General features: G+C 61.6%; 18 protein-coding genes. 14 read left to right on the top strand and 4 right to left on the bottom strand.

The features are described 5' to 3' along the window. Positions 1 to 3: 3 nt before the first annotated feature. The 11 genes from DZG07_RS07100 (at position 4) to DZG07_RS07050 (ending at position 13,423) form a co-directional block, all read left to right on the top strand. Positions 4 to 930: a DUF3445 domain-containing protein gene (locus DZG07_RS07100; RefSeq protein ID WP_119821480.1), complete on the top strand. Its 927-nt coding sequence runs from the start codon at positions 4 to 6 to the stop codon at positions 928 to 930. Between the two features lie 106 nt (positions 931 to 1,036). After that, positions 1,037 to 2,482 carry a homospermidine synthase gene (locus DZG07_RS07095; RefSeq protein WP_119815490.1) on the top strand — a complete coding sequence of 482 codons (1,446 nt, stop codon included), beginning with the start codon at positions 1,037 to 1,039 and terminating at the stop codon, positions 2,480 to 2,482. A gap of 93 nt (positions 2,483 to 2,575) precedes the next feature. Continuing rightward, positions 2,576 to 2,962, top strand: coding sequence for a hypothetical protein (locus DZG07_RS07090; protein ID WP_119815487.1), 387 nt, complete (start codon positions 2,576 to 2,578; stop codon positions 2,960 to 2,962). Positions 2,963 to 2,985: 23 nt separating this feature from the next. Then, positions 2,986 to 3,666, top strand: coding sequence for a zinc metallopeptidase (locus DZG07_RS07085; protein WP_348272908.1), 681 nt, complete (start codon positions 2,986 to 2,988; stop codon positions 3,664 to 3,666). A gap of 28 nt (positions 3,667 to 3,694) precedes the next feature. Next, positions 3,695 to 4,948, top strand: coding sequence for an AMP-binding protein (locus DZG07_RS07080; protein WP_119815484.1), 1,254 nt, complete (start codon positions 3,695 to 3,697; stop codon positions 4,946 to 4,948). Positions 4,949 to 5,085: 137 nt separating this feature from the next. Beyond that, complete coding sequence (locus tag DZG07_RS07075; protein WP_119815481.1) at positions 5,086 to 7,113, top strand: bifunctional metallophosphatase/5'-nucleotidase; 2,028 nt, start codon at positions 5,086 to 5,088, stop codon at positions 7,111 to 7,113. Positions 7,114 to 7,260: 147 nt separating this feature from the next. Then, the gene (gene hemH / locus DZG07_RS07070; protein ID WP_119815478.1) at positions 7,261 to 8,325 is read left to right on the top strand and encodes a ferrochelatase; all 1,065 of its coding nucleotides are present in this window, start codon (positions 7,261 to 7,263) and stop codon (positions 8,323 to 8,325) included. A 61-nt stretch (positions 8,326 to 8,386) separates the two neighbouring features. Then, complete coding sequence (locus DZG07_RS07065; protein ID WP_119815475.1) at positions 8,387 to 9,598, top strand: FAD-binding oxidoreductase; 1,212 nt, start codon at positions 8,387 to 8,389, stop codon at positions 9,596 to 9,598. A gap of 128 nt (positions 9,599 to 9,726) precedes the next feature. Continuing rightward, the gene (locus DZG07_RS07060) at positions 9,727 to 10,680 is read left to right on the top strand and encodes an SPFH domain-containing protein (protein WP_091915286.1); all 954 of its coding nucleotides are present in this window, start codon (positions 9,727 to 9,729) and stop codon (positions 10,678 to 10,680) included. 21 nt (positions 10,681 to 10,701) lie between these two features. Next, entirely contained in the window at positions 10,702 to 11,160 is a 459-nt protein-coding gene (locus tag DZG07_RS07055; protein ID WP_091915288.1) for an NfeD family protein, read from the top strand. A 175-nt stretch (positions 11,161 to 11,335) separates the two neighbouring features. Next, the gene (locus DZG07_RS07050) at positions 11,336 to 13,423 is read left to right on the top strand and encodes a bifunctional diguanylate cyclase/phosphodiesterase (protein WP_119815472.1); all 2,088 of its coding nucleotides are present in this window, start codon (positions 11,336 to 11,338) and stop codon (positions 13,421 to 13,423) included. Positions 13,424 to 13,433: 10 nt separating this feature from the next. On the opposite strand, the gene DZG07_RS07045 is transcribed toward DZG07_RS07050, so the two are convergent. After that, positions 13,434 to 14,435, bottom strand: a complete 1,002-nt coding sequence (locus tag DZG07_RS07045) for a KpsF/GutQ family sugar-phosphate isomerase (RefSeq protein WP_091915292.1) — start codon at positions 14,433 to 14,435, stop codon at positions 13,434 to 13,436. A gap of 220 nt (positions 14,436 to 14,655) precedes the next feature. Between DZG07_RS07045 and DZG07_RS07040 the strand changes: the two genes are divergently transcribed. Continuing rightward, the gene (locus tag DZG07_RS07040) at positions 14,656 to 16,347 is read left to right on the top strand and encodes an outer membrane beta-barrel protein (protein WP_348626413.1); all 1,692 of its coding nucleotides are present in this window, start codon (positions 14,656 to 14,658) and stop codon (positions 16,345 to 16,347) included. 12 nt (positions 16,348 to 16,359) lie between these two features. On the opposite strand, the gene galU is transcribed toward DZG07_RS07040, so the two are convergent. Next, positions 16,360 to 17,247 carry a UTP--glucose-1-phosphate uridylyltransferase GalU gene (gene galU, locus DZG07_RS07035; RefSeq protein WP_091915553.1) on the bottom strand — a complete coding sequence of 296 codons (888 nt, stop codon included), beginning with the start codon at positions 17,245 to 17,247 and terminating at the stop codon, positions 16,360 to 16,362. Positions 17,248 to 17,446: 199 nt separating this feature from the next. Between galU and DZG07_RS07030 the strand changes: the two genes are divergently transcribed. Together DZG07_RS07030 and DZG07_RS07025 are read left to right on the top strand one after the other, a co-directional pair. Continuing rightward, a complete protein-coding gene (locus DZG07_RS07030; RefSeq protein ID WP_119821478.1) occupies positions 17,447 to 18,673 on the top strand; it encodes a lytic murein transglycosylase in 1,227 nt (408 codons plus the stop codon). 50 nt (positions 18,674 to 18,723) lie between these two features. Beyond that, positions 18,724 to 19,926 (top strand): DUF459 domain-containing protein, encoded by a 1,203-nt coding sequence (locus tag DZG07_RS07025; protein WP_119815466.1) that lies wholly within the window; start codon positions 18,724 to 18,726, stop codon positions 19,924 to 19,926. 8 nt (positions 19,927 to 19,934) lie between these two features. Here the strand turns inward: DZG07_RS07025 and DZG07_RS07020 are convergent, their stop codons facing one another. Together DZG07_RS07020 and DZG07_RS07015 are read right to left on the bottom strand one after the other, a co-directional pair. Further along, on the bottom strand, positions 19,935 to 20,396 hold the full coding sequence (locus DZG07_RS07020) for a pyridoxamine 5'-phosphate oxidase family protein (RefSeq protein ID WP_119815462.1): 462 nt from the start codon (positions 20,394 to 20,396) through the stop codon (positions 19,935 to 19,937). A 128-nt stretch (positions 20,397 to 20,524) separates the two neighbouring features. Beyond that, the gene (locus DZG07_RS07015) at positions 20,525 to 21,979 is read right to left on the bottom strand and encodes a glutamate synthase subunit beta (protein ID WP_091915300.1); all 1,455 of its coding nucleotides are present in this window, start codon (positions 21,977 to 21,979) and stop codon (positions 20,525 to 20,527) included. Between the last annotated feature and the right edge of the window lie 75 nt (positions 21,980 to 22,054).

Here is a 22,054-nt window from a genome sequence, read left to right as displayed (position 1 = left end):
GCCTTGAACGAAACGCTCACCCACACGCCCTATGACGGCTCCTCGCAGCCCTTCACGATCGGCCTGAAGCCGCTCGACCCGCACGAATGGATCGAGATCGATGGCGACCTCGAAAACTATCTGGCCGAGAAGGATCGGCTTTACGGGACACTGCCGGAAAAAGTCTTCGTCGCGGAAGCCGATACCGGCGAAGCACAGCGCGAAATCCTCGATGCTCTCGTGGCATATTTGCCGGAGCGTTTTCCAGAGACCTATCGGCGTATCGGCGACGCCATCGAGATACCCGCGCTTGGACGACGCATCGTGTTGAACGCGGCGGAAACACCTCCGCTGCGCACCGCGTCACTGCTCGTTCCCGAAGACCTCATCCTGATGCGCAAGGGCGACAACGGCTGGCGGCTCGCCGCCGGGTCGCTGTGCTTCCCGTCGTCATGGTCGCTGACGGAAAAATTCGGCAAGCCGCTGCATGAGATCCACGAGCCGGTGCCCGGCTTCGGACCGGGCACGCGTCCGGCCGAACTGATCGAACGTATGTTCGACAGGCTGCAGGGGCAGGCCGTCGAGCGCTTCAACTGGTCGCTGCAGGCCGGCGACGCGCTCTATCATCCCATCTCGCAACGGCAGCGCATCGACCGCGCCACCATGCAGCCTTCGAAGTTTTCCGAGGACGAGATCGCCGCGCAGGCTTTCATCCGCGTCGAACGCCAGACGTTGCGCAAACTGCCGAAATCGCAGGACATTCTCTTCACCATCCGCATCTACCTGAACCCGCTTTCGATGCTGGGCAAACATCCTGAGAGAGCAACGCTTGCCGCATCCTTCGCCGGCCAGTTGGCCGGTCTCGAACAAGCCCAGCTCGACTACAAGGGGCTGAGCGCCGACCGCGATCGGCTGGTCGCGGTGTTGAGCCAGATGGCCGGCGCCTCCTAACCCTGTTGGCGGAATCTTCTTTATTGTGACGCCGATCTGTGATCTGGCACTCTGGCGACCGTCCGAAATACCTTCCGGAGGCGCGCAACAAGGAGCGTTTTGAAGAATGGCGAAAGAAAAATGGCCCGTTTACGGTGAGATCACAGGCCCGGTGGTGATGATCGGATTTGGCTCGATCGGCCGCGGAACGCTCCCTCTCATCGAGCGCCATTTCAAATTCGACAAGTCGCGCATGACGGTCATCGACCCGCGCGACACCGACCGCAAGCTGCTCGATGAGCGCGGCATCACCTTCCTGCACGAAGCTGTGACCAAGGAGAACTACAAGGACCTCCTGACCCCGCTGCTGACCGAGGGCGAAGGCCGCGGCTTCTGCATCAATCTCTCCGTCGACACCTCGTCGGTCGAGCTCATGCGTCTCTGCCGCAAGCTCGGCGTTCTCTACATCGACACGGTCATCGAGCCGTGGCTCGGCTTCTATTTCGACGACAAGGCCGACAACGCCTCGCGCACCAACTACGCCCTGCGTGAATCGCTGCTGGCCGAAAAGCGCAAGCATCCCGGCGGCCCGACCGCCGTTTCCACCTGTGGCGCCAATCCGGGCATGGTCTCGTGGTTCGTCAAACAGGCGCTGGTCAACCTCGCCACCGATCTTGGCCTCGAATTCGCTACGCCGGCGCAGGACGACCGCGACGGTTGGGCGAAGCTGATGAAGAAGACCGGCGTCAAGGGCGTTCACATCGCCGAGCGCGATACCCAGCGGGCAAAGACTCCCAAGCCGTTCAATACTTTCTGGAATACATGGTCCGTGGAAGGTTTCATTTCCGAAGGTCTCCAGCCGGCAGAACTCGGCTGGGGCACCCACGAAAAATGGACGCCTAAAAATGCCAGGAAGCATAAGAAGGGCTCAAAGGCGGGGATCTTCCTGGAGCAGCCCGGCGCCAACACCCGCGTGCGCACCTGGTGCCCGACCCCGGGCCCCCAATATGGCCTGCTGGTGACGCACAACGAAGCGATCTCGATCAGCGACTTCTTCACCGTGCACGACAAGAAGGGTAAGGTCTCCTATCGCCCGACCTGCCACTACGCCTATCATCCCTGCAACGACGCCCTGCTTTCGCTGGACGAGATGTTCGGCGCCGCCGGCAAGGCGCAGCCGGTGCAGCATGTTCTGGACGAGAACGAGCTGGTCGACGGCTCGGACGAGCTCGGCGTGCTGCTCTACGGTCACGACAAGAACGCCTACTGGTTCGGCTCGCAGCTGACTCTGGAGCAGGCACGCAAGCTCGCGCCCTACCAGAACGCGACCGGCCTGCAAGTGAGCTCTTCCGTACTGGCCGGCATGGTCTGGGCGCTCGAAAACCCCGAAGCCGGCATCGTCGAAGCCGACGAGATGGACTTCGCACGTTGCCTTGAAGTGCAGTCGCCCTATCTGGGCCCGGTGAAGGGTTACTACACCGATTGGACGCCTCTAGAGGGCCGTCCAGGCCTGTTTGCGGAAGACATAGACACCAAAGACCCGTGGCAGTTCCGTAACATACTGGTACGTTAACTCTCATTCATAAGTCTCTGGTACCCTCAAGCCCTTGCAATCGCCCGGAAATCGGGTGATTGCTTGATTGCGGACCGAGGAAGGAATTTTATCATGACGATTGCGCGCAAACTGTTTTCGGCGGCAGCCATTGCCGCAACTGCCGCCATTCTGGCCGGCTGCGTCAGCTCCGGGCCGGGTGGCGGGCCTCTCGCAGCGGCTCCCCAGGGCGTCGAAGGCGAATGGATGAGCACGGATGGCGTTGCCGTTTCGCGCTTTGCCGGTGGCGTATTCCAGACCAATGCGCTCGATACGGGCAACAAGCTGGCTGAAGGCAGCTATCGCATGGCTGATAACCGCAATGTGGAAATCACCATGCGCTCGCTGATCCGCCAGACCACCAGCAACGTCAATTGCTCGATGGTCGCTGCAAACCAGCTCAATTGCACCAGCTCCGGCGGCCAGCAGTTCGTGCTGACACGGCGGCCGGCGGTCGGCTGAACCAGCGTTTCTGAGGACGGGTTTTGATCGCGGTCATCGGCATAGTGCTGCTGGCCGCGATTGTTTTCGTGCCGCAGTTCTGGGTGCGGTCGATCATCGCCCATCACGGCAAGGACCGGCCCGATTTTCCCGGCACAGGCGGTGAGCTTGCCCGTCACCTGCTCGATGAGTTCGACCTCGGTCACGTCAAGGTGGAGACGACCGAACTCGGCGATCATTATGATTCCGAGGCGAAGGCCGTCAGGCTGCTGCCTGCGCACCACGACGGACGGTCTGTTTCCGCGGTCGCAATCGCAGCACACGAAGTTTCTCACGCCTTGCAGGACGGTCGCGGCGAGAAGATGCTGGCGCTGCGCCACAGGCTGGCCGTTCTGGCGATAACCACCGACAAGATTGCTTCGGTCATCCTGATCGGCGCGCCCATTCTTGCAGCAGTGTTCCGCACCCCGGCGGCTTTCCTGGCCTGTCTCGGGCTTGGCGTCGGCATGCTGGCGATCCGCGCTGTCGTGCATCTTGTCACGCTGCCGGTCGAATTCGATGCGAGCTTCGGAAAGGCTCTGCCCATTCTGCAGCGCGGACGCTATCTCAGCGATAAAGATATGCCCGCAGCGCGCCACGTCCTGCGCGCCGCAGCCTTCACCTATCTTGCCGGTGCGCTGATATCGCTGTTCAACCTTGCGCGTTGGATCAGAGTCTTGCGATAGTCCCGCCGCAACGCGGAGGGAGAACGCGATGACTGCTTTTTTCGATACGGCCGAAACCCAGGCCCCGGCCCATCGCGAAAAGGCATTGTTCGAGGCGCTGCCCCGCTTTCTCAAGACTGCCGTGAAAGCCGCACCCGGCCTTGCCCGATGGTTGGACGGGGTCGACCTTTCGGCCATCACCAGCAGGCAGGCGATGACTGCCTTGCCGGTTCTGAGAAAAGCCGAGCTGATGGAATTTCAAATGGCCGAGCCACCTTTCGGGGGCTTTGCCGATCCCGCCGCATTCGCCGGCAGCCGCGTTTTCCTGTCACCGGGTCCACTATGGGAGCCGCAGGGCCTGAAGGTCGATCAAGGCGCTGCGGCGCGCGCTTTCTTCGCCGCCGGCATCCGCCCCGGCGATATCGTCCACAATGCCTTCGCCTATCACATGACGCCCGGCGGCTTCATCCTCGACGAGGGCGCCCGCGCGCTCGGCTGCACGGTTTTTCCAGCAGGAACCGGCAACACTGACATGCAGGTGGAGGCAGCCGCCGGCCTGAAGCCTGGCGTCTATTGCGGCACCCCGGATTTCCTGAAGGTCATGCTCGATAGGGCAGCCGAGGCCGGCAAGGACCTTTCGTCCTTCCGGCGTGGACTGGTGTCGGGCGGAGCGCTATTCCCCTCGCTGCGAGCGGAATATCGCGAGCGCGGGATAGACGTTCTGCAATGCTACGCCACAGCCGAATTCGGCGTCATCGCCTATGAAAGTGCTGCGGAAGATGGAACGCCTCTCCCCGGCATGATCGTCAACGAGCATGTCATCATCGAGATCGTGCGCCCTGGCACCGGCGACCCTGTTCCCGACGGTGAGGTCGGTGAGGTCGTGGTGACCGGCTTCAATCCCGCCTACCCGCTGGTTCGTCTTGGCACTGGCGATCTCTCCGCGATCCTGCCGGGCGCTTCGCCATGTGGCCGAACCAATGCCCGGATCAAGGGGTGGATGGGCCGCGCCGACCAGCGCACCAAGATCAAGGGCATGTTCGTCGACCCCAAGCAGGTCGCAGACATCGTCAGGCGTCATCCCGAGATTGCCAAAGCGCGTCTGGTCGTCGGGCGTGACGGCGAGCGCGACACGATGGTGCTGCATGTCGAGCCGGCAAATGGCCGGACAGCGGAGAAGAAAGCGCTCGAAGCCTCGCTTCGCGACGTGACCAAGCTTGGCGGCGACGTGCAGATCGCCATGCCGGGCTCCCTGCCGAACGACGGCAAGATAATTGCTGACGAACGCGACTACGCGAAATAATCGGCAGACCGTCGACTAGGGCTGGATTCCTCTTGCATCCGCCAAACCGCAATGTGAACATGCCCGCGAGCCGTGTAAAAAAACGGTCAAGGACTGGCGTTAAACGCCTCCGGACAGGATCACTCGGGAGACACCAAATGAAGAAGCTCGTCGCTGCCGCAGCGCTCTCCGCATCGGCATTCGCCCTCTCGACCGGGGCATCCTTTGCCGACTACACACTGAATATCCTGCATTTCAACGATTGGCACAGCCGTATCGAAGGCAACAACAAATACGAGTCGACCTGCTCGGCAGAGGAAGAGACCAAGGGCGAATGCATAGGCGGCGCGGGGCGGCTGATCACGGCCATCGCCCAGGAGCGCAAGAAGCTGGACGGCCAGAACGTCCTGCTGCTCAATGCCGGCGACAGCTTCCAGGGCTCACTGTTCTACATCACCTACAAGGGTGCGGCGGAAGAAGAATTCCTCAACCAGATGAAGCTGGACGCCGTTACCCTCGGCAACCATGAATTCGACGACGGCGAGAGCGCGCTTGTACCTTTTCTCGACAAGGCTCAGTTTCCGGTAATCAGCGCCAATGTCGTGCCGAACGACAAATCCGGCGCTGCCGGCAAGTTTAAGCCGTCGATGGTCGTCGAAGTCGGCGGCCAGAAGATCGGCCTCATCGGCGGCATCACCAACGATACGCCGGATCTGGCTTCGCCCGGCCCGAACATTGCCATCGAGGACGACGTCAAGGCGATCACTGCCGAGGTCGAGAAACTGAAGGCTGAGGGCGTCAACAAGATCATCGCCATCACCCATATCGGCTACAAGCGCGAGCGCGATGTCATCGCCAAGATTCCGGGCATCGACGTCGTTGTCGGCGGCCACAGCCACTCGCTGCTGTCCAATACCGACCCCAAGGCTGAAGGCCCTTATCCGACGATGGTCGACAATCCAGATGGCCACAAGGTTGCGGTGGTGCAGGCGGCTTCCTATTCGAAATATCTTGGCGAGTTCAAGGTGGTGTTCGATGACGACGGCAACATCAAGGAAGCCAATGGCGACCCGATCTTCCTCGACAAATCGATCACGCCCGACCCGGCAGTGCTTGCCCGCATCAAGGAACTCGGCGCTCCGATCGAGGAGTTGAAAGCCAAGGAGGTGGGCGAGACGGCAGCTGCTATCGACGGAAGCCGCGAAACCTGCCGCGCCCAGGAATGCGCGATGGGCAATCTCGTCTCGGATGCGGTGCTGGACAGGGTCAAAGGCCAGGGCGTCGAGATCGTCATAACCAATGGCGGCGGCCTGCGTGCCTCGATCGACGGCGGCAAGGTCACGATGGGCGAGGTTCTCAACGTATTGCCGTTCCAGAACACCATCGCAACCTTCCAGATTGCCGGCAAGGATCTCAAAGCCGCGCTTGAGAACGGCGTCAGCCAGATCGACGACGGCGCCGGACGCTTCGCGCAGGTAGCAGGGCTGAAATACTCCTTCGACAGGTCGGGTGCCCCCAATGAGGGACGCATCAAGTCGGTCGAGGTCATGGAGAACGGCGCCTGGGCGCCGATCAACCCGGACAAGGAGTACACGGTCGCCACCAACAACTATGTGCGCCAGGGCGGCGACGGCTACAAGGTGTTCGCCGAGAAGGCCAAGAACGCCTATGACTACGGTCCGGGACTGGAACAGGTGGTTGCGGACTATCTCGGCGCCCATCAGCCCTACACGCCGAAGATTGAAGGCCGCATCACCGAAATTGCACAGGCTGCAGCACCGGCCGATGCGACCAAGCCGGCTGAAGGCACGACCGCACCGGCCGCTGGTACCACTGCCCCGGCAACGGGCGCTGCACCGGCCGCCAGTGGCGACGTGAAGCTGCCCGACATGCCGGCCGCCTCTGGCGACATCGCCAATCAGGCACCGAAGGTCGACGGCGGCACGATGGCGCCGGCAGCAGGCACCGCGGCCGCACCTGCAACAACCACTGCGCCCGCAGCCGGAACTGCCACGGCGGCATCACCTGACAGCCACGTCATCGTCGCCGGCGACACCTATTGGGACATTGCGCAGAAGGTCTATGGCGACGGCTTCAAGTGGAAGCGCATCGCTGAGGCCAACTCGAAATACACGCCAAAGCATCTGCCCGTCGGTGCGACACTGGCGATCCCCGCCGCGAACTGATTTCGCGGTACACGTCTTACGAAAGGCCCGCTCGGTTCGCCGGCGGGCCTTTTTTGCATTAGCGGCCCCGAATTGCCTGCGGCCAGACGTTGCATTGAATTCCTGGCATCTGCCGCTAGTTTCCGGCCTGCGCGGGAGAAACGCCGAATGAACCAGAAAAACGCGACTACACGAGCCGAGAACACCGCAACGGGCCATGCCCCTGCAGGCCATCCCGCCATCAAGCCGCCGAAGATCGGCGTCATCCTTCTCAACCTCGGCACGCCTGACGGCACCGAGTTCGGGCCGATGTGGCGCTATCTGCGCGAGTTCCTCTCCGACCCGCGTGTCATCGAACTGCCGAAACCTATCTGGTATCCCATTCTCTACGGGCTGGTGCTGACGACGCGGCCGAAAAAATCAGGCGCGAACTACAAGAAGATATGGAACACCGAACGCAACGAATCGCCCCTGCGCACCTATACGCGCGCACAAAGCGAAAGGCTCTCCGAGGCCCTCACCGATCTGCCTACCGTGGTCGTCGACTGGGCGATGCGCTACGGCAATCCCTCTACCGAAAGCGTCGCCAAGCGCCTCGTCGAGCAAGGCTGCACCCGCATCCTGACCTTCCCGCTCTATCCGCAATATTCGGCGACCACGACCGCCACCGCCAACGACAAGCTGTTTCGCGCGCTGATGAAGATGCGCAACCAGCCGGCGATCCGCAGCGTTCCGGCTTACTATGACGAGCCGGTCTATATCGACGCGCTGGCGAACTCGATCACCCGCCATCTTGCGACGCTGGACTTCGAGCCGGAGGTGATTCTCGCTTCCTATCACGGCATCCCGAAGCCTTACTTCGAGAAGGGCGACCCCTACCACTGCCATTGCGTGAAGACGACGCGGCTGCTGCGCGAGCGTCTTGGCTGGGATGAGAAGAAGCTCATCAACACCTTTCAGTCGCGTTTCGGCGCGCAGGAATGGCTGCAGCCCTACACCGACAAGACCGTCGAGAGACTGGCGCGCGAAGGCGTGAAATCGATCGCCGTCGTCAATCCCGGTTTTTCCGTCGACTGCATCGAGACGCTGGAGGAAATCGCGGTCGAGGCTTCGGAAATCTTCCACCATGCCGGCGGCAAGAATTTCGCGCATATCCCTTGCCTCAATGACAGCCGGGACGGGATGGCGGTGATCGAAGCGCTGGTGCGGCGCGAATTGTCCGGCTGGGTGTGACAACGGGAACTCCCCGGTCGGAGCGGCGTTGACGACCGCCCCTTCCGGAGAAAACCCTTCCATGAACCGCAAGCTTGACTTGAGAACCGGCCGCCCCGTCTGGTTCGCCTACCGCGCGCCTCCGGTTCCGACGCAAAAGCTGACCCGAGATGTGAAAACCGATGTCCTGATCGTCGGCATGGGCATCAGCGGGGCAATGATTGCGCAGGCCGTTGCCGCAAGCGGACGTTCCGTCGTCTGCGTTGACCGACGCGGTCCGCTCGAAGGTTCGACATCGGCCACGACAGCGCTTGTCCAATTCGAGGTCGATCAGCCGCTTACGACGCTTGTCTCCAAGATCGGCAAGGCAAAGGCCGAGCAGGCATGGCGGCGATCGAAACTCGCTGTGGCCAACCTTGGCGCACGCATCGAAGAGCTCGCCATAAAGTGCAGCCCCTCGCCAAAGCCTTCGCTTTATCTCGCCGGCAATGTGCTTGGCCCGACAGCGCTTCGCGAGGAAGCTCAAGCCAGGCGCGCTGCCGGCATCCACTCAACCTATCTCACCAAGGCCGCACTTCAGAATGCGTTCAGCATCGACCGCGACGGCGCCATTCTAAGCCGTGACAATCTCGCGCTCGATCCGAGAAAGCTTGCGGCCGGGCTTTTTCTCAGCGCGCTCGAGGCCAAGGCTCGATACTACGCGCCCGTCGAAATAGCAGGCATGGAGACCTCCCGCGAAAATGTCGTCGCGGCGTCGACACATGGCCCGACGATCACGGCGAAACATGTCGTTCTGGCAACGGGCTATGAGCTGACCGATATCGTGCCGGCGGCCAGGCACCAGATCATCTCCACCTGGGCGATCGCTACGAAACCGCAGAAGAATTCGCTCTGGCGCGATCAGGCCTTCGTCTGGGAAGCGTCAGACCCCTATCTTTACATGCGCGCGACATCTGACGGCCGCGTCATTTGCGGCGGCGAAGACGAGGAGTTTTCTGATGAGGATAGCCGAGACCAGTTGATCGGCGCCAAATCGGCACGGATCGCAGCCAAATTGAAAGCCCTGTTCCCGCAGCTGGACACAGAACCGGCTTTCACCTGGGCCGGTTCTTTCGGCACCACGAGCACCGGCCTTCCCTATATCGGAGCCATCCCGCAGCACCCACGGATATTTGCCGTGATGGGCTATGGCGGCAACGGCATAACCTACTCGCAGATAGCCTCCGAAATCATCGTCTCGGCGCTCGAAGGCGCAAGCGATACCGACGCATCGCTTTTCGCTTTCGATCATTGACGCGGCGCCTGCCGAAACAATCAACCATCACGCGATTGTAACCGTGAGGAAACACCCTTAAGTGTTTTCGTGAAGGCAGGACCGCATCCACGCGGTCATGCCGCATGCCGAATCTGAGGGAGAGCTGCATGCCGTTCACCGGTCTCGACGTCCTGATCCCGATCCTGGTTATCCTTGTCCTTCTCTTCCTGTTTACGGGAATCAAGACGGTGCCGCAGGGATATAATTACACCGTCGAGCGGTTCGGCCGTTACACCAAGACGCTCTCGCCGGGCCTCAATCTCATCATCCCCTTCATCGATCGCATCGGCGCCAAGATGAACATGATGGAGCAGGTTCTGGATGTGCCGACGCAGGAGATCATCACCCGCGACAACGCCATCGTCGCCGTGGACGGCATCGCCTTCTATCAGGTGCTGAACGCACCCCAGGCCGCCTATCAGGTGTCCGGCCTGCAGAACGCCATCCTCAATCTGACCATGACGAATATCCGTACTGTCATGGGCTCGATGGACCTCGACGAGCTCCTGTCGAACCGCGACGCGATCAACGAACGCCTGCTGCGGGTGGTCGATGAGGCAGCCCACCCATGGGGCATCAAGCTCACCCGCGTCGAAATCAAGGACATCAACCCGCCGGCCAATCTCGTCGAATCGATGGGCCGCCAGATGATGGCCGAGCGCAACAAGCGCGCGCAGATTCTCGCGGCCGAAGGCCTGAAGCAGTCGCAGATCCTGGAAGCCGAAGGCCGCAGGGAAGCCGCCTTCCGCGACGCAGAGGCGCGCGAACGTTCGGCCGAGGCCGAGGCGCGTGCAACACAGGTCGTGTCGGAAGCCATCGCCAAGGGCGACGTGCAGGCAATCAACTATTTCGTGGCGCAGAAATACACCGAAGCGCTGGCCAAGATCGGTTCTTCCAGCAACAACAAGATCGTGCTGATGCCCTTCGAGGCGTCGTCATTGATCGGTTCGCTCGGCGGCATTGGCGCGATCGCCCAGGAAGTATTCCGGCCGGAAGGCACGGCTGGCGCCCAGCGCCAGTCATCGCGGCCGCCGGTCACACGCACGCCGGACAAGAACTGATACTGCCGCGGGGCAACGAACATGCTTGAACGCATTTTCTCCGAACTGGGCCCATGGAACTGGATGGTGCTGGGCTTTGCCCTGCTCGCGCTGGAGATCGTCGTTCCCGGCGTCTTCCTGCTGTGGATCGGCATCGCCGCATTGATCGTCGGCGCGATCTCCCTGCTGATCTGGGATGCCGGCATCTGGGTCTGGCAGGCCCAGGTCATCGTCTTTCTGCTTTTGTCGCTGGTTTCAGCCTATCTCGGCAATCGGATCATGTCCGGCCGCAACAGCCAGAGCGACCAGCCATTGTTAAACCGGCGCAGCGAACAGATGATAGGCCGCACGGCGACACTCACCGAACCGATCACCGAAGGCCGTGGCCGCATCCAGCTTGGCGATACGATGTGGCGTGTTTCCGGGCCAGACCTTCCTGTCGGCGCGCGCGTGCGGGTTACGGCCGTGGAAGACTCCGAGCTGGTCGTCGAAGTCGCCTGACATCGGCTGAGGCATCCTCGAGTTCCAGCCGTTTCCCCTGCGTCATCACGCAAATCATGACCGTCACGGTCTTTTTTACCATTTGTAATCAACTTCTGCGTACTTTACGGGTGGTGAAGTAAGACCTTAGGTTGTCCGACTTCACGCGAAAGTTGTCGGACGGGGGTCCCTCTCTATGAGCGTCATTTCGTGCATCGCCACGGAGCATAACCTGTGGCTGGTCATTCTGGCTGCACTGATATGCGTGAGCGGCAGCTGGGTCACCTTTGGACTGTTTCGACGGGCGGGCGAACGGCAGGGCCTGCAGAAGAGCGGCTGGATATTCCTCACGGCCGTGGCTGCCGGCTCTTCGGTCTGGTGCACACATTTCATTGCGATGCTCGCCTATCAGGCGCAAGCCCCGGTCACCTTCGACCCGATGCTGACGATGGCCTCGCTTCTCATTGCGATTGCCGGCTGTGCCTACGGCTTTACGGTCGCTCTCATTCGGGCGCAGCGCTTCGCGCCGGAACTGGGTGGCGCAGCCATCGGGCTTGCAGTTTCAGCAATGCATTACACCGGCATGATGGCGTATCGTGTCGACGGCATCGTCGAATGGAACGCCGATTACGTCGTGACATCGATCGCTATCGCTGCGATCCTCTCAGCGCTGGCGATTGGTCAGGCTGTCCGTCGGTCTTTCCAGGTTTCCGCCCATCTTTCCCTCGGCCTGTTTGTTCTCGCCGTCGTCGGCCTGCATTTCACCGGAATGACGGCTGTCTCGGTCACACCGATGCTGACCGGAGCCACCGGCACCGACCCTGACGTGCTTGAGGCGATGGCCATTGCAGTCGCAGGCGTTGGCTTCATCATCGCCGGCACGGGCATCGCGAGCTACCTGATCGACGCGCGCTCCAGCTTGGAAACGTTCCAGCGGCTCCAGCATCTGGCGCACAACGATTCGCTAACCGGCCTGCCGAACCGCGTAAGCTTCGGAAGCTACCTCGAAAACGAGCTGGAACGTGCCCAGGAAGACTCCGTCAAGGTGGCCGTTCTCGGGATCGACCTCGACCGCTTCAAGGAAATCAACGATCTTCGCGGCCACAGCGCGGGCGACCAGGCATTGAAAACCATCGCTCGCAGGCTTTCCCGGCTTTTGAAGGACGGCGAATTCATAGCCCGCGTCGGCGGGGACGAGTTCGCGGCGGTTAAACGCTTCAGCGAACCGAACGATCTTCTGGATTTCGTATCGCGGTTGGAAACCACCTTGTTCCGGCCGATTCGCATCGACGATTTCGAGACCTCGACCGGCGCCAGCATCGGGGTCGCGATCTATCCTGAAGACGGCGACAACCAGGGCCGACTGATAAGCAACGCCGATCTTGCAATGTACCGGGCGAAGGCCGAGGTCACGCGGGCGGTATGCTTCTACGAATCGAAGATGGACGAAGCCTCGCGCGCACGCCGGGCGCTGGCCCAGGATTTGCGCCGCGCCATCGAGCTCGAGCAACTCGAACCTTACTATCAGGTCCAGACGTCGGTCCTGACGGGTGATGTTCGCGGCTATGAGGTGCTCCTGCGCTGGAACCATCCCGAGCTTGGCTCGGTCCCGCCATCGGAGTTCATCCCGATCGCCGAGGAAAACGGCCTTATTCTCGCGATCGGCGAATGGGTGCTGCGCACGGCATGCCGGCAAGCCGTTTCATGGCACACGCCCTACAAGATCGCGGTAAATCTATCGCCGGTACAGTTCGCCCACGCCGACCTCTCAAAGCTTGTCCATGAGATCCTGATCGAAACCGGCCTCTCGCCGAACAGACTGGAACTCGAGATCACGGAATCCACCATTATCGCCGACAAGACCCGCACGCTTCATATCTTGCGCCAGATCAGGGCGCTCGGCGTGACGATCGCGCTCGACGATTTCGGAACGGGCTATTCATCGCTCGATACCTTGCGCTCCTTCCCGTTCGACAAGATCAAGCTGGACCGCTCCTTCATGAGCGAAGTGGAGCAAAGCCCTCAAGCGAAAGCCATCGTGCGCGCGGTGCTGACGCTCGGCAAAAGCCTCGATATTCCGGTGCTGGCCGAAGGCGTGGAAACCGATGACCAGCTTTCCATCCTGCGGATCGAACAATGCGACGAGGCTCAGGGCTTTTTCCTCGGCCGCCCCAAGCCGTTGAACCAGATATTCCGGCATGGTCCGGCAGGTGCAAACGATGCTGAGGAACCCTCCTCGGGCCGCCTGCCACCGGCGCGAATCGGGCGCCGGCTGACCGCGTAGCGTCGTTTTCTTAAACGACGCCGATCCTGAGAAGGTCGTGGAAATGGACGACGCCGACCGGGCGCTCGTCCTCGACAACCACCAGCGCGCTGATGTTGTTGTCGTTCAGCACGGCAATGGCCGCACTTGCCAGCATCTGCGGCTTCACCGTTTTCGGCTTGCGGCTCATGATGTCGTCGACAGCCAACTGGCCAAGATTGCGGTGAAGGTTGCGGGCAAGGTCGCCGTCGGTGACGATGCCGGCAAGTCTGCCCTCGCCGTCGATGACGCAGACACAGCCGAACCGCTTCTTGGACAGCTCGATAATCGCCTCGGACATGCTTGTGCCCGTAGGCACGGAAGGTATCTCGTCGCCTGAATGCATGATCTCGGCGACATGCATCAGATTGGCACCAAGCTGACCGCCGGGATGAAAAGTACGGAAATGGTCGGCCGTGAAGCCTCTCGCCTCGAGAAGCGCCACTGCAAGCGCATCGCCGATAACCAGTTGCAACAGCGTCGACGTCGTCGGTGCAAGCCCATGCGGGCAGGCTTCCGGCGCGCGCGGCAGGTTCAGGACAACGGTCGATTCGCGGGCAAGGGCCGAATTCTCGCCTGCAGTCACTGCGATCAAGGGAATGCTGAAGCGACGGGCGTAAGCGACGATGCCCTTCAACTCAGCGGTCTCGCCCGACCAGGACATGGCAAGTATGGCGTCGTCGCGGGCGATCATGCCGAGATCGCCGTGATTGGCTTCGGAGGGATGGACAAAGAACGCCGGCGTTCCGGTCGAGGCCAATGTGGCAGCGATCTTGGAGCCGATATGCCCGCTCTTGCCGACGCCGGTAACGATAACCCGGCCACTGATGCCGGCCAGCAATTCGACGGCTTCGGCGAAAGGTTCCGCCAGGCCATTTTCCAGCGCCTCGGTCAGCGCCTCAACGCCTGCCCGTTCGGTGCTCACCGTCCGCATCGCCGAAGCGATCGACGCCTGCCTGTCCGGCTGTTTCTTCTTGAGAGATCCTGCGTGCATGGCTGATGCGATTAGCGCTTTGGCGTGCCGCTGTCCAATATTATCGACTCCAGCCCCTTCCGGGCAGCGCCTTCCTCAACCCTCCGTTAACCATCCCGATTTACGGTCCGGTAACGCTAATGTCTGCGTGCGATGGCGGTTTGGGGCTTCACAGCAGGTGATTATGTCTTGGGTTCGCCCAGAAAATAGAGGACGCCCGGAAGCGCGGGCGCTGCGGACCTTGCTTCTTACGGCAAGTGCCGCCACCCTTTTGTGCGCGTTCCAGGCTCATGCGCAGGACAGCGGCGGACTGCGCGGAGCGGTTGCCGAGACCGATGTTACCGGCTCCTTGCTGGGCAAAGGCCAGACCGGCAAGGCTCAGGCACAGAATGCCGCAAATCAGGCACCCACAGACCAGAACCCGCCGCCGCAATATGTTCCTGAAAGCACCGGCGCCGTCCCGGATGCCCCCGAAAACGCGGCTTCGCCCGATACCAGCCTGTTCGCTCTGCCGCCGAATGCCGACGACCCTTTTGCCGACGATCCGCCGCCGGCAAGCACGCGTCCCACCTTTGCGGCCCGAAAACGTACCGAAGATGCGCGCAACCGCAACAGTGCAACCACCACGCAGCCGAACGACGAAACAACTGCCAGCGGGCAACCGGTCGAAGGCGTCGATGATGAAACGACCACCGGCACTGTGCGCACGCCGACCATCGATTCGGAACAAGTCCTCAAGCTCGACGAAGGCGCCGAGCGTGCCGAAGCGATCGAGGGCCTGAAGCGGCCCCGCGAGGACAATCCTTTTGCCGCCACCGGCATACGCGCCGGTTCCTTCGTGCTTCGCCCTTCCCTTGAACAGGGCATAACCGCCACCTCCAACGCCAGTGCGAGCAGCGGCGGTTCGTCCGGCGTGCTTTCGGAAACCACGCTGCGCCTTAACGCCGTATCCGACTGGAGCCGCCATTCGGCGACGATCGACGCTTACGGTATCCTGCGGCGGACGCTCTCCGGCGAAGAGATCAAGGAGACGCAAGCAGGTATCGACGCAAAGCTTGATCTCGAACTCGGCAACGAGCTTCGCGGGCGCGTCGAGGCCGGCTATCTGCGCCGGCCGGAATCGGGCTCCTCCCCGGTCGCGATCGAAGGCACACTATCCCAGCCGATCCGGCAGACATTCAACGGCAGCCTCGGCCTCGAAAAGGATGTGGGCAAGGCCCGCTTCGGCATCACCGGCCGGGTCGAGCACGATATGTATGGCGACGCGGAACTCTCCACCGGCGGCACCATCTCTCAGAAGGACCGCGACTCGACGCTGGCAACGCTGACGCTTCGCGGCGGCTACGAAATCTCACCAGCGCTGACGCCCTTCCTGGAAGCGGAAGTCGGCCGTCGCTTCTACGACGAGAAGGTCGATGCGAGCGGATACGAGCGCTCATCCAACCGGCTCGGCGCGCGCGCGGGCGTTGAACTCGATCTCGGCGAAAAGCTGTCAGGCGAGTTTTCCGCCGGTTGGATTCGCGAAGGCTTCGACGACGATCGCCTGGATGCGATAGGCGGGCCGACCGTCAACGCCAATCTTGCCTGGTCGCCGGAGCGCGGCACGATGGTCAACCTCGCCGCCTCGACCGAGGTGGAGGGATCGACGACGGCCGGCGAAAGCGGCTCGGTACTCCATTCCGCGCGGCTGTCGGTCGAGCGCGAAATCCGCGCCAATCTAACGGCCAATGCTGCGGTCGGCGCCGGATACCGCGACTATTCGGGATCGGACGGGCACGACGTCATATTCAATGCGGAAGCCGGCGCGACCTGGTGGCTGAACCGCTATGCCGGCCTGACCGGCCGGCTGCGCCATGAACAGTTGAAGAGCAATCTGGAAGGCCGCGACTATCAGGCCAACAGCGTGTTCGTCGGCCTGAAAGTCCAGAGATAGGCCAATCAACCGCTACTCGATGGGCTTCAGCTCCTTGAGCATGGTTTCCAGCATCGCCGAGATATTTTTGTGCATGTCCGGCCGCCACAGCGAAAACGCCACATTGGCCTCGATGAAGCCTTCGGGCGAACCGCAGTCGAAGGTCCTGCCCTTATAGTGCGAGCCGTAGAACGGTTGCTGCTTTTCCAGTTTCAGCATCGCATCGGTAAGCTGGATTTCGTTGCCTGCCCCTCGCTCCTGTCCTTCCAGGATTCCGAAAATCTCAGGCTGCAGGATGTAACGGCCATTGATGTAGAGATTGGACGGCGCCGTTCCGGCCTTCGGCTTTTCCACCATGCCGGTGATCTCGAACCCGTTACGCACCTCGTTCCCGCGCCCGACGATGCCATATTTATGCGCCTCGGCTGGGTCGCATTCCTGCACGGCGACGATGTTGCCGCCGGTCTCGTTGTAGAGTTCGACCATCTGCTTGAGGCAGCTCTGGTCCGTTTGCATGATCATGTCCGGCAGGAGCACCGCGAAGGGTTCATTGCCGACGAGATCGCGCGCGCACCATACCGCATGGCCAAGGCCGAGCGGCACCTGCTGGCGCGTGAAGCTCGTCTGCCCGGGCGCCGGCTGAAGGCGCTGGAGACGCGCAAGCTGGTCGTCCTTGCCGCGTTGGGCAAGCGTGTCATACAGCTCGAACTGGACGTCGAAATGATCTTCGATGACAGCCTTGTTGCGGCCGGTCACGAAGATGAAATGTTCGATGCCGGCCTCGCGCGCCTCATCCACCACATACTGGATGACCGGCTTGTCGACGACCGTCAGCATTTCCTTGGGAATGGATTTTGTTGCGGGAAGAAAGCGCGTGCCGAGACCGGCGACCGGAAATACTGCTTTGCGAACCTGTTTCATATTGACACTTATCCACCCCAACGGCCTGTCGACAATCACGGAGTGCGACATTTTCACGCCGAAATTGAAAAATATTGAATTGACCGCCCGCTTTTGCGCTTTCGCGGGCTCTTTGGCGTGCGAATTTCGCTATGGTAAACTGATTGATAACCGCGTTCGGCGATGAATGAGTCTTCCGATGATGGACAAGGAGGAAAATATGCTCGTTCGCAAGACCGCAATTCGCCTTGCAAGCGCCGCGGCAGCCGCCGGTCTGTCGCTCGCTCTTATGTTTTCGGCGACTCCGGCTTCGGCCGACGCCGGCTTTCAGCGCTGGGTTTCAAGCTTCCGCAACACCGCCGCGCAAAGCGGCATTTCCGGCACGACTTTCGATCGCGCCTTCCGCAATGTGAAGGACATCGATCCGGAAGTGCTGCAGAAGGCGCGCTTCCAGCCCGAATTCACCGCACCGGTATGGGACTACTTCGACAACCGGGTGCATGAGCAATCGGTGGCTGTCGGGCGCGAAATGGCCCGCAAATGGAAGCCGTGGCTCGACCGCATCGAGGCGAAATACGGCGTCGACCGTCACATACTGCTCGCCATCTGGTCGATGGAATCCAACTACGGCGAAATCCTCAAGCGCGACGATGTCATGCGCAATGTCGTACGTTCGCTGGCGACACTCGCCTATGCCGACGAACGCCGGGCAAAATTTGCGCGCACGCAGTTGATCGCTGCGCTGAAGATCCTGCAGAGCGGCGATATCGACGAAAGCCATCTGACCGGTTCGTGGGCCGGCGCCATGGGTCACACCCAGTTCATTCCGACCAGCTATCAGGCCTATGCCGTCGACATGGACGGCAACGGCAAGCGCGACATCTGGAATTCCGTGCCTGACGCACTGGCGACCGCCGCCAACCTGCTGCGCAAGAACGGCTGGCAGAGCGGCAAGACCTGGGGCTACGAGGTCAGCCTGCCGGATGGCCGCAAGTTCCCCGGTGGCTCCAAGTCGCTGTCGCAATGGCAGTCGCTCGGCGTCACTCGCGCAAGCGGCAAGCCGTTCCGCAGCGGCTCCGACAAGGCGGAGCTGAAAGTGCCGGACGGACGCGGCGGACCGGCTTTCCTGATGACCAAGAACTTCTTCGTCATCAAGCGCTACAACAATGCCGACAAATATGCGCTCGCCGTAGGCCTGCTTGCCGACGAGATCGCCGGCTATGGCGGCCTCGTGCAGGATTGGAGCCGCCCCTTCACGAAGCTCAGCTTCGAGGAGAAGCAGGAACTTCAGCAACGCCTTTCCGCCTATGGCTATTACGAAGGCAAGTTCGACGGCAAGATCGGTGAAGGATCGCGTGCGGCCATCAAGGCATACCAGGCCAAGGCCGGCTTGACGCAGGACGGCCATCCGAGCATGGAAGTGCTCAAGACATTGAGGAAACGCTAGGAGCAAGGCCTTTGCCAGGCAAGGAGCGCACCGCATTTCCGGTCCGGATTATGGCGTTCCTTGTTGCGCTCGCTGTCCTGACGACCGGTCTTTGGTTGGCCTTGCCGGCTTCGCCTGCCTTCGCGCAGGAACCGGTCTACCGGCCATGGTCGTTGCGCGACCTGTTTTTCCCCCGCAGGGAGCCACGCCTGGCACCACCGGAAGACATACCCGGTGGCAGGCCCAAGGCGCGCGTGCGCAAGACGGCACCAAAGGCGCGCGCCGTCGCACGCAAGCCGGCAGAGCCGGAAATTCCCGTCGTCGACAAGGCGCCCGATGCAAAGGTCGTGCTCGTCATCGGTGACTTTCTCGGCAGCGGCCTCGCCGACGGTCTTGGTATCGTATACGCAGACAACCCCAAGGTCCGTATTGTCGACAGGTCGAAAGGCTCGTCCGGCTTTGTGCGCCAGGACTATTTCGACTGGCCCAAGGAAATCGGCGCGCTGATCGAAACCGAAAAGCCCGCCGCGATCGCCGTCATGATGGGCTCCAACGACCGTCAGCAGATGCGCGTCGGCGACACGCGCGAAACTCTGGGAACGGACAACTGGAACAAGGAATATGCCAAGCGCACAGAAGCCTTGGCCAAGGCGATCACACTAGGCAAGGTGCCGTTCGTCTGGGTCGGCGTGCCGGCTTTCAGGTCTTCCAAGATGACCTCCGACATGCTGGCCTTCAACGATATTTACCGCGCGGCGAGCGAGGGGGCCAAGGCCGAGTTCGTCGATGTCTGGGACGGGTTCGTCGATGAGAACGGCGCATTCATAACGACCGGTCCCGACGTCAGCGGCCAGCCCGTTCGGTTGCGCTCCGACGACGGCATCAATCTCACCCAGGCGGGAAAGCGCAAGCTCGCTTTCTATGCGGAAAAACCTCTGAGCAAGATCCTCGGTCTCACCGCAGCACCGGGTGCGGCGGCCGGCGTGCCGGCATTGCCGGCCTTGACCCCGGAGGCCCAGAAGGCTGCACCCGTCGATCGCACGGTGCCGATCTCGCTCAACGATCCCGAACTGGACGGCGGCACCGAGCTGCTCGGCGCAAATGTCGGGAAAGCATCGCCGCGCTCCCCCGGCGAAAAACTGGCGATCGACGGCATCGCGCCCGAAGCCAAACCCGGCCGCGCCGACGATTTTTCCTGGCCGCCCCGACCTGCCGAACCGGCAACAGCAGCCGCACCGGCAATACCGGACACGACAGCGACCGTCAGGCGCTGATCAGCCCCCTACCCCGGAGGCCACGCAAAGTCAGGACCCGTCCTGAAGAACGACACGTTGTTGGTGAAAATGCTGGTCGGGGCAAGCCTGATCATGCGCCCGTCCGGATGCTCGATCTGGGCCACGTTGTCGATGAACCATTCATTCCACCCTGCTTCGGGGCCGAGATATTTGTGAAGCAGCCGCTTGAAGCGGTCCGGCGACATCGGCTCAACGGTGGCGACACCGCGCAGCCCAAGATGCAGCAGGACGCCTGCCTCATTGTCGAAGTGAACGATCTCCACTGCGCAGCGAGGGTCTCTTTCCAGATGCTTGACCGCGCTTCCATCAGATGACCCGAGAAGCCAGATCGCACTGTTCTCCCAGACGAACCATACCGGCGCGTTGCGCGGTGCGCCGTCCTCGGTAACGGTCGCCAAATTCGCCATCAACGGGCGACTTAGAACATCCTCTGGATCGAACTCCTGCATCCTCAAACTGTATCAGCAGATTGAGTAATTTTCACGTGGCAGTCTTGGACAAAGCCGGCAGCTGCCATGCTTAGGCAAAAGAAAAGGCGCCACGCAGGCGCCTTTTCACGAGATTTCCTCGAAGCTGCCTACCGCGGCAAGACACTCGAACCCATCAGCGCCTCGTCGATGGCGCGGGCGGCCTGGCGGCCTTCGCGGATGGCCCAGACCACCAGCGACTGGCCGCGGCGAATGTCGCCGGCCGCGTAGAGCTTGTCGACGCTCGTCCGGTAGTCGCGGTCATTGGCATCGACATTGGTCGAGCGGCGGCTATCGACGCCAATCTTCAGCTGTCCGTCCAGCTCCTTGACCACGCCACCAGCCATCGGACCGGCAAAGCCGATGGCGATGAAGGCCAAATCGGCGCGGATCACGAACTCCGTGCCGGCGATCGGCTTGCGCTTCTCATCGACCTCGCAGCACTTCACGCCGGTCAGCTGGCCGTCCTCGCCGATGAACTCGAGCGTCGCCACCTGGAACTCGCGCTCGGCACCCTCGGCCTGCGAAGAAGAGGTACGCATCTTGGTTGCCCAATAAGGCCAGACGGCAAGCTTGTTTTCCTTCTCCGGCGGCTGCGGGCGGATGTCGAGCTGGGTCACGCGCACAGCGCCCTGCCGGAATGCAGTGCCGACGCAATCGGACGCCGTATCACCGCCGCCAACAACGACAACGTGCAGGCCACCGGCAACGATGGCCTCCGATTTCCAGGCGACCGATTGAATGTCTTCGCGCGCCACCCGCTTGTTCTGCTGGACGAGGTAAGGCATCGCATCATGCACGCCTTCGAGATCGTCGCCTGGAATGTTGGCCGGGCGCGGCGTCTCTGAGCCGCCGCAATAGAGCACGGCGTCGTATTCGGCGAGCAGTTCCGAAACGGGCTTGTCGACACCGACATTGACGCCGCAATGGAAGATCACGCCCTCGCCCTGCATCTGCTCGACGCGGCGGTCGATATAGTGCTTTTCCATCTTGAAGTCGGGAATGCCGAAGCGCATCAGGCCGCCCGGCTTGCTCTCGCGCTCATAGACATGAACGTCATGCCCGACGCGGCCAAGCTGCTGGGCAGCGGCCATGCCGGCCGGACCGGAGCCGATAATCGCGACGCTTTTGCCGCTCTTCTTCTCCGCCGGATAGGGGCGAATGTGGCCAAGCTCATAAGCCTTGTCGGCGATCGCCTGCTCGACCGTCTTGATGGCGACCGGAATGTCTTCCAGATTTAGCGTGCAGGCTTCCTCGCAAGGCGCGGGGCAGATGCGGCCGGTGAATTCCGGGAAATTGTTGGTCGAATGCAGGTTGCGGATCGCATTGTCCCAATCGCCATTATAGACGAGGTCGTTCCAGTCCGGGATCTGGTTGTGGATCGGACAGCCGGTCGGACCGTGGCAGAACGGCACGCCGCAATCCATGCAGCGCGCGGCCTGTTTTTCGACTTCCTTGTCCGACATCGGCAGCGTGAACTCACGGAAATGCCGGATGCGGTCGGAGGCCGGCTGGTACTTGTGCACCTGCCGGTCGATCTCAAGAAATCCTGTTACCTTGCCCATTGCAAAAACTTTCGTCGATCAGGCCCTGCGAAAAATCACAGGCAAAAATTGTTGGCTCTTCTCTTGAAGCAGGTT

The sequence above is a fragment of the Mesorhizobium sp. DCY119 genome (assembly GCF_003590645.1).
Lineage (GTDB): Bacteria > Pseudomonadota > Alphaproteobacteria > Rhizobiales > Rhizobiaceae > Mesorhizobium_M.
Note: the sequence above shows the minus strand (reverse complement) of the source record. Positions and strands in the feature narration are given on the sequence as shown.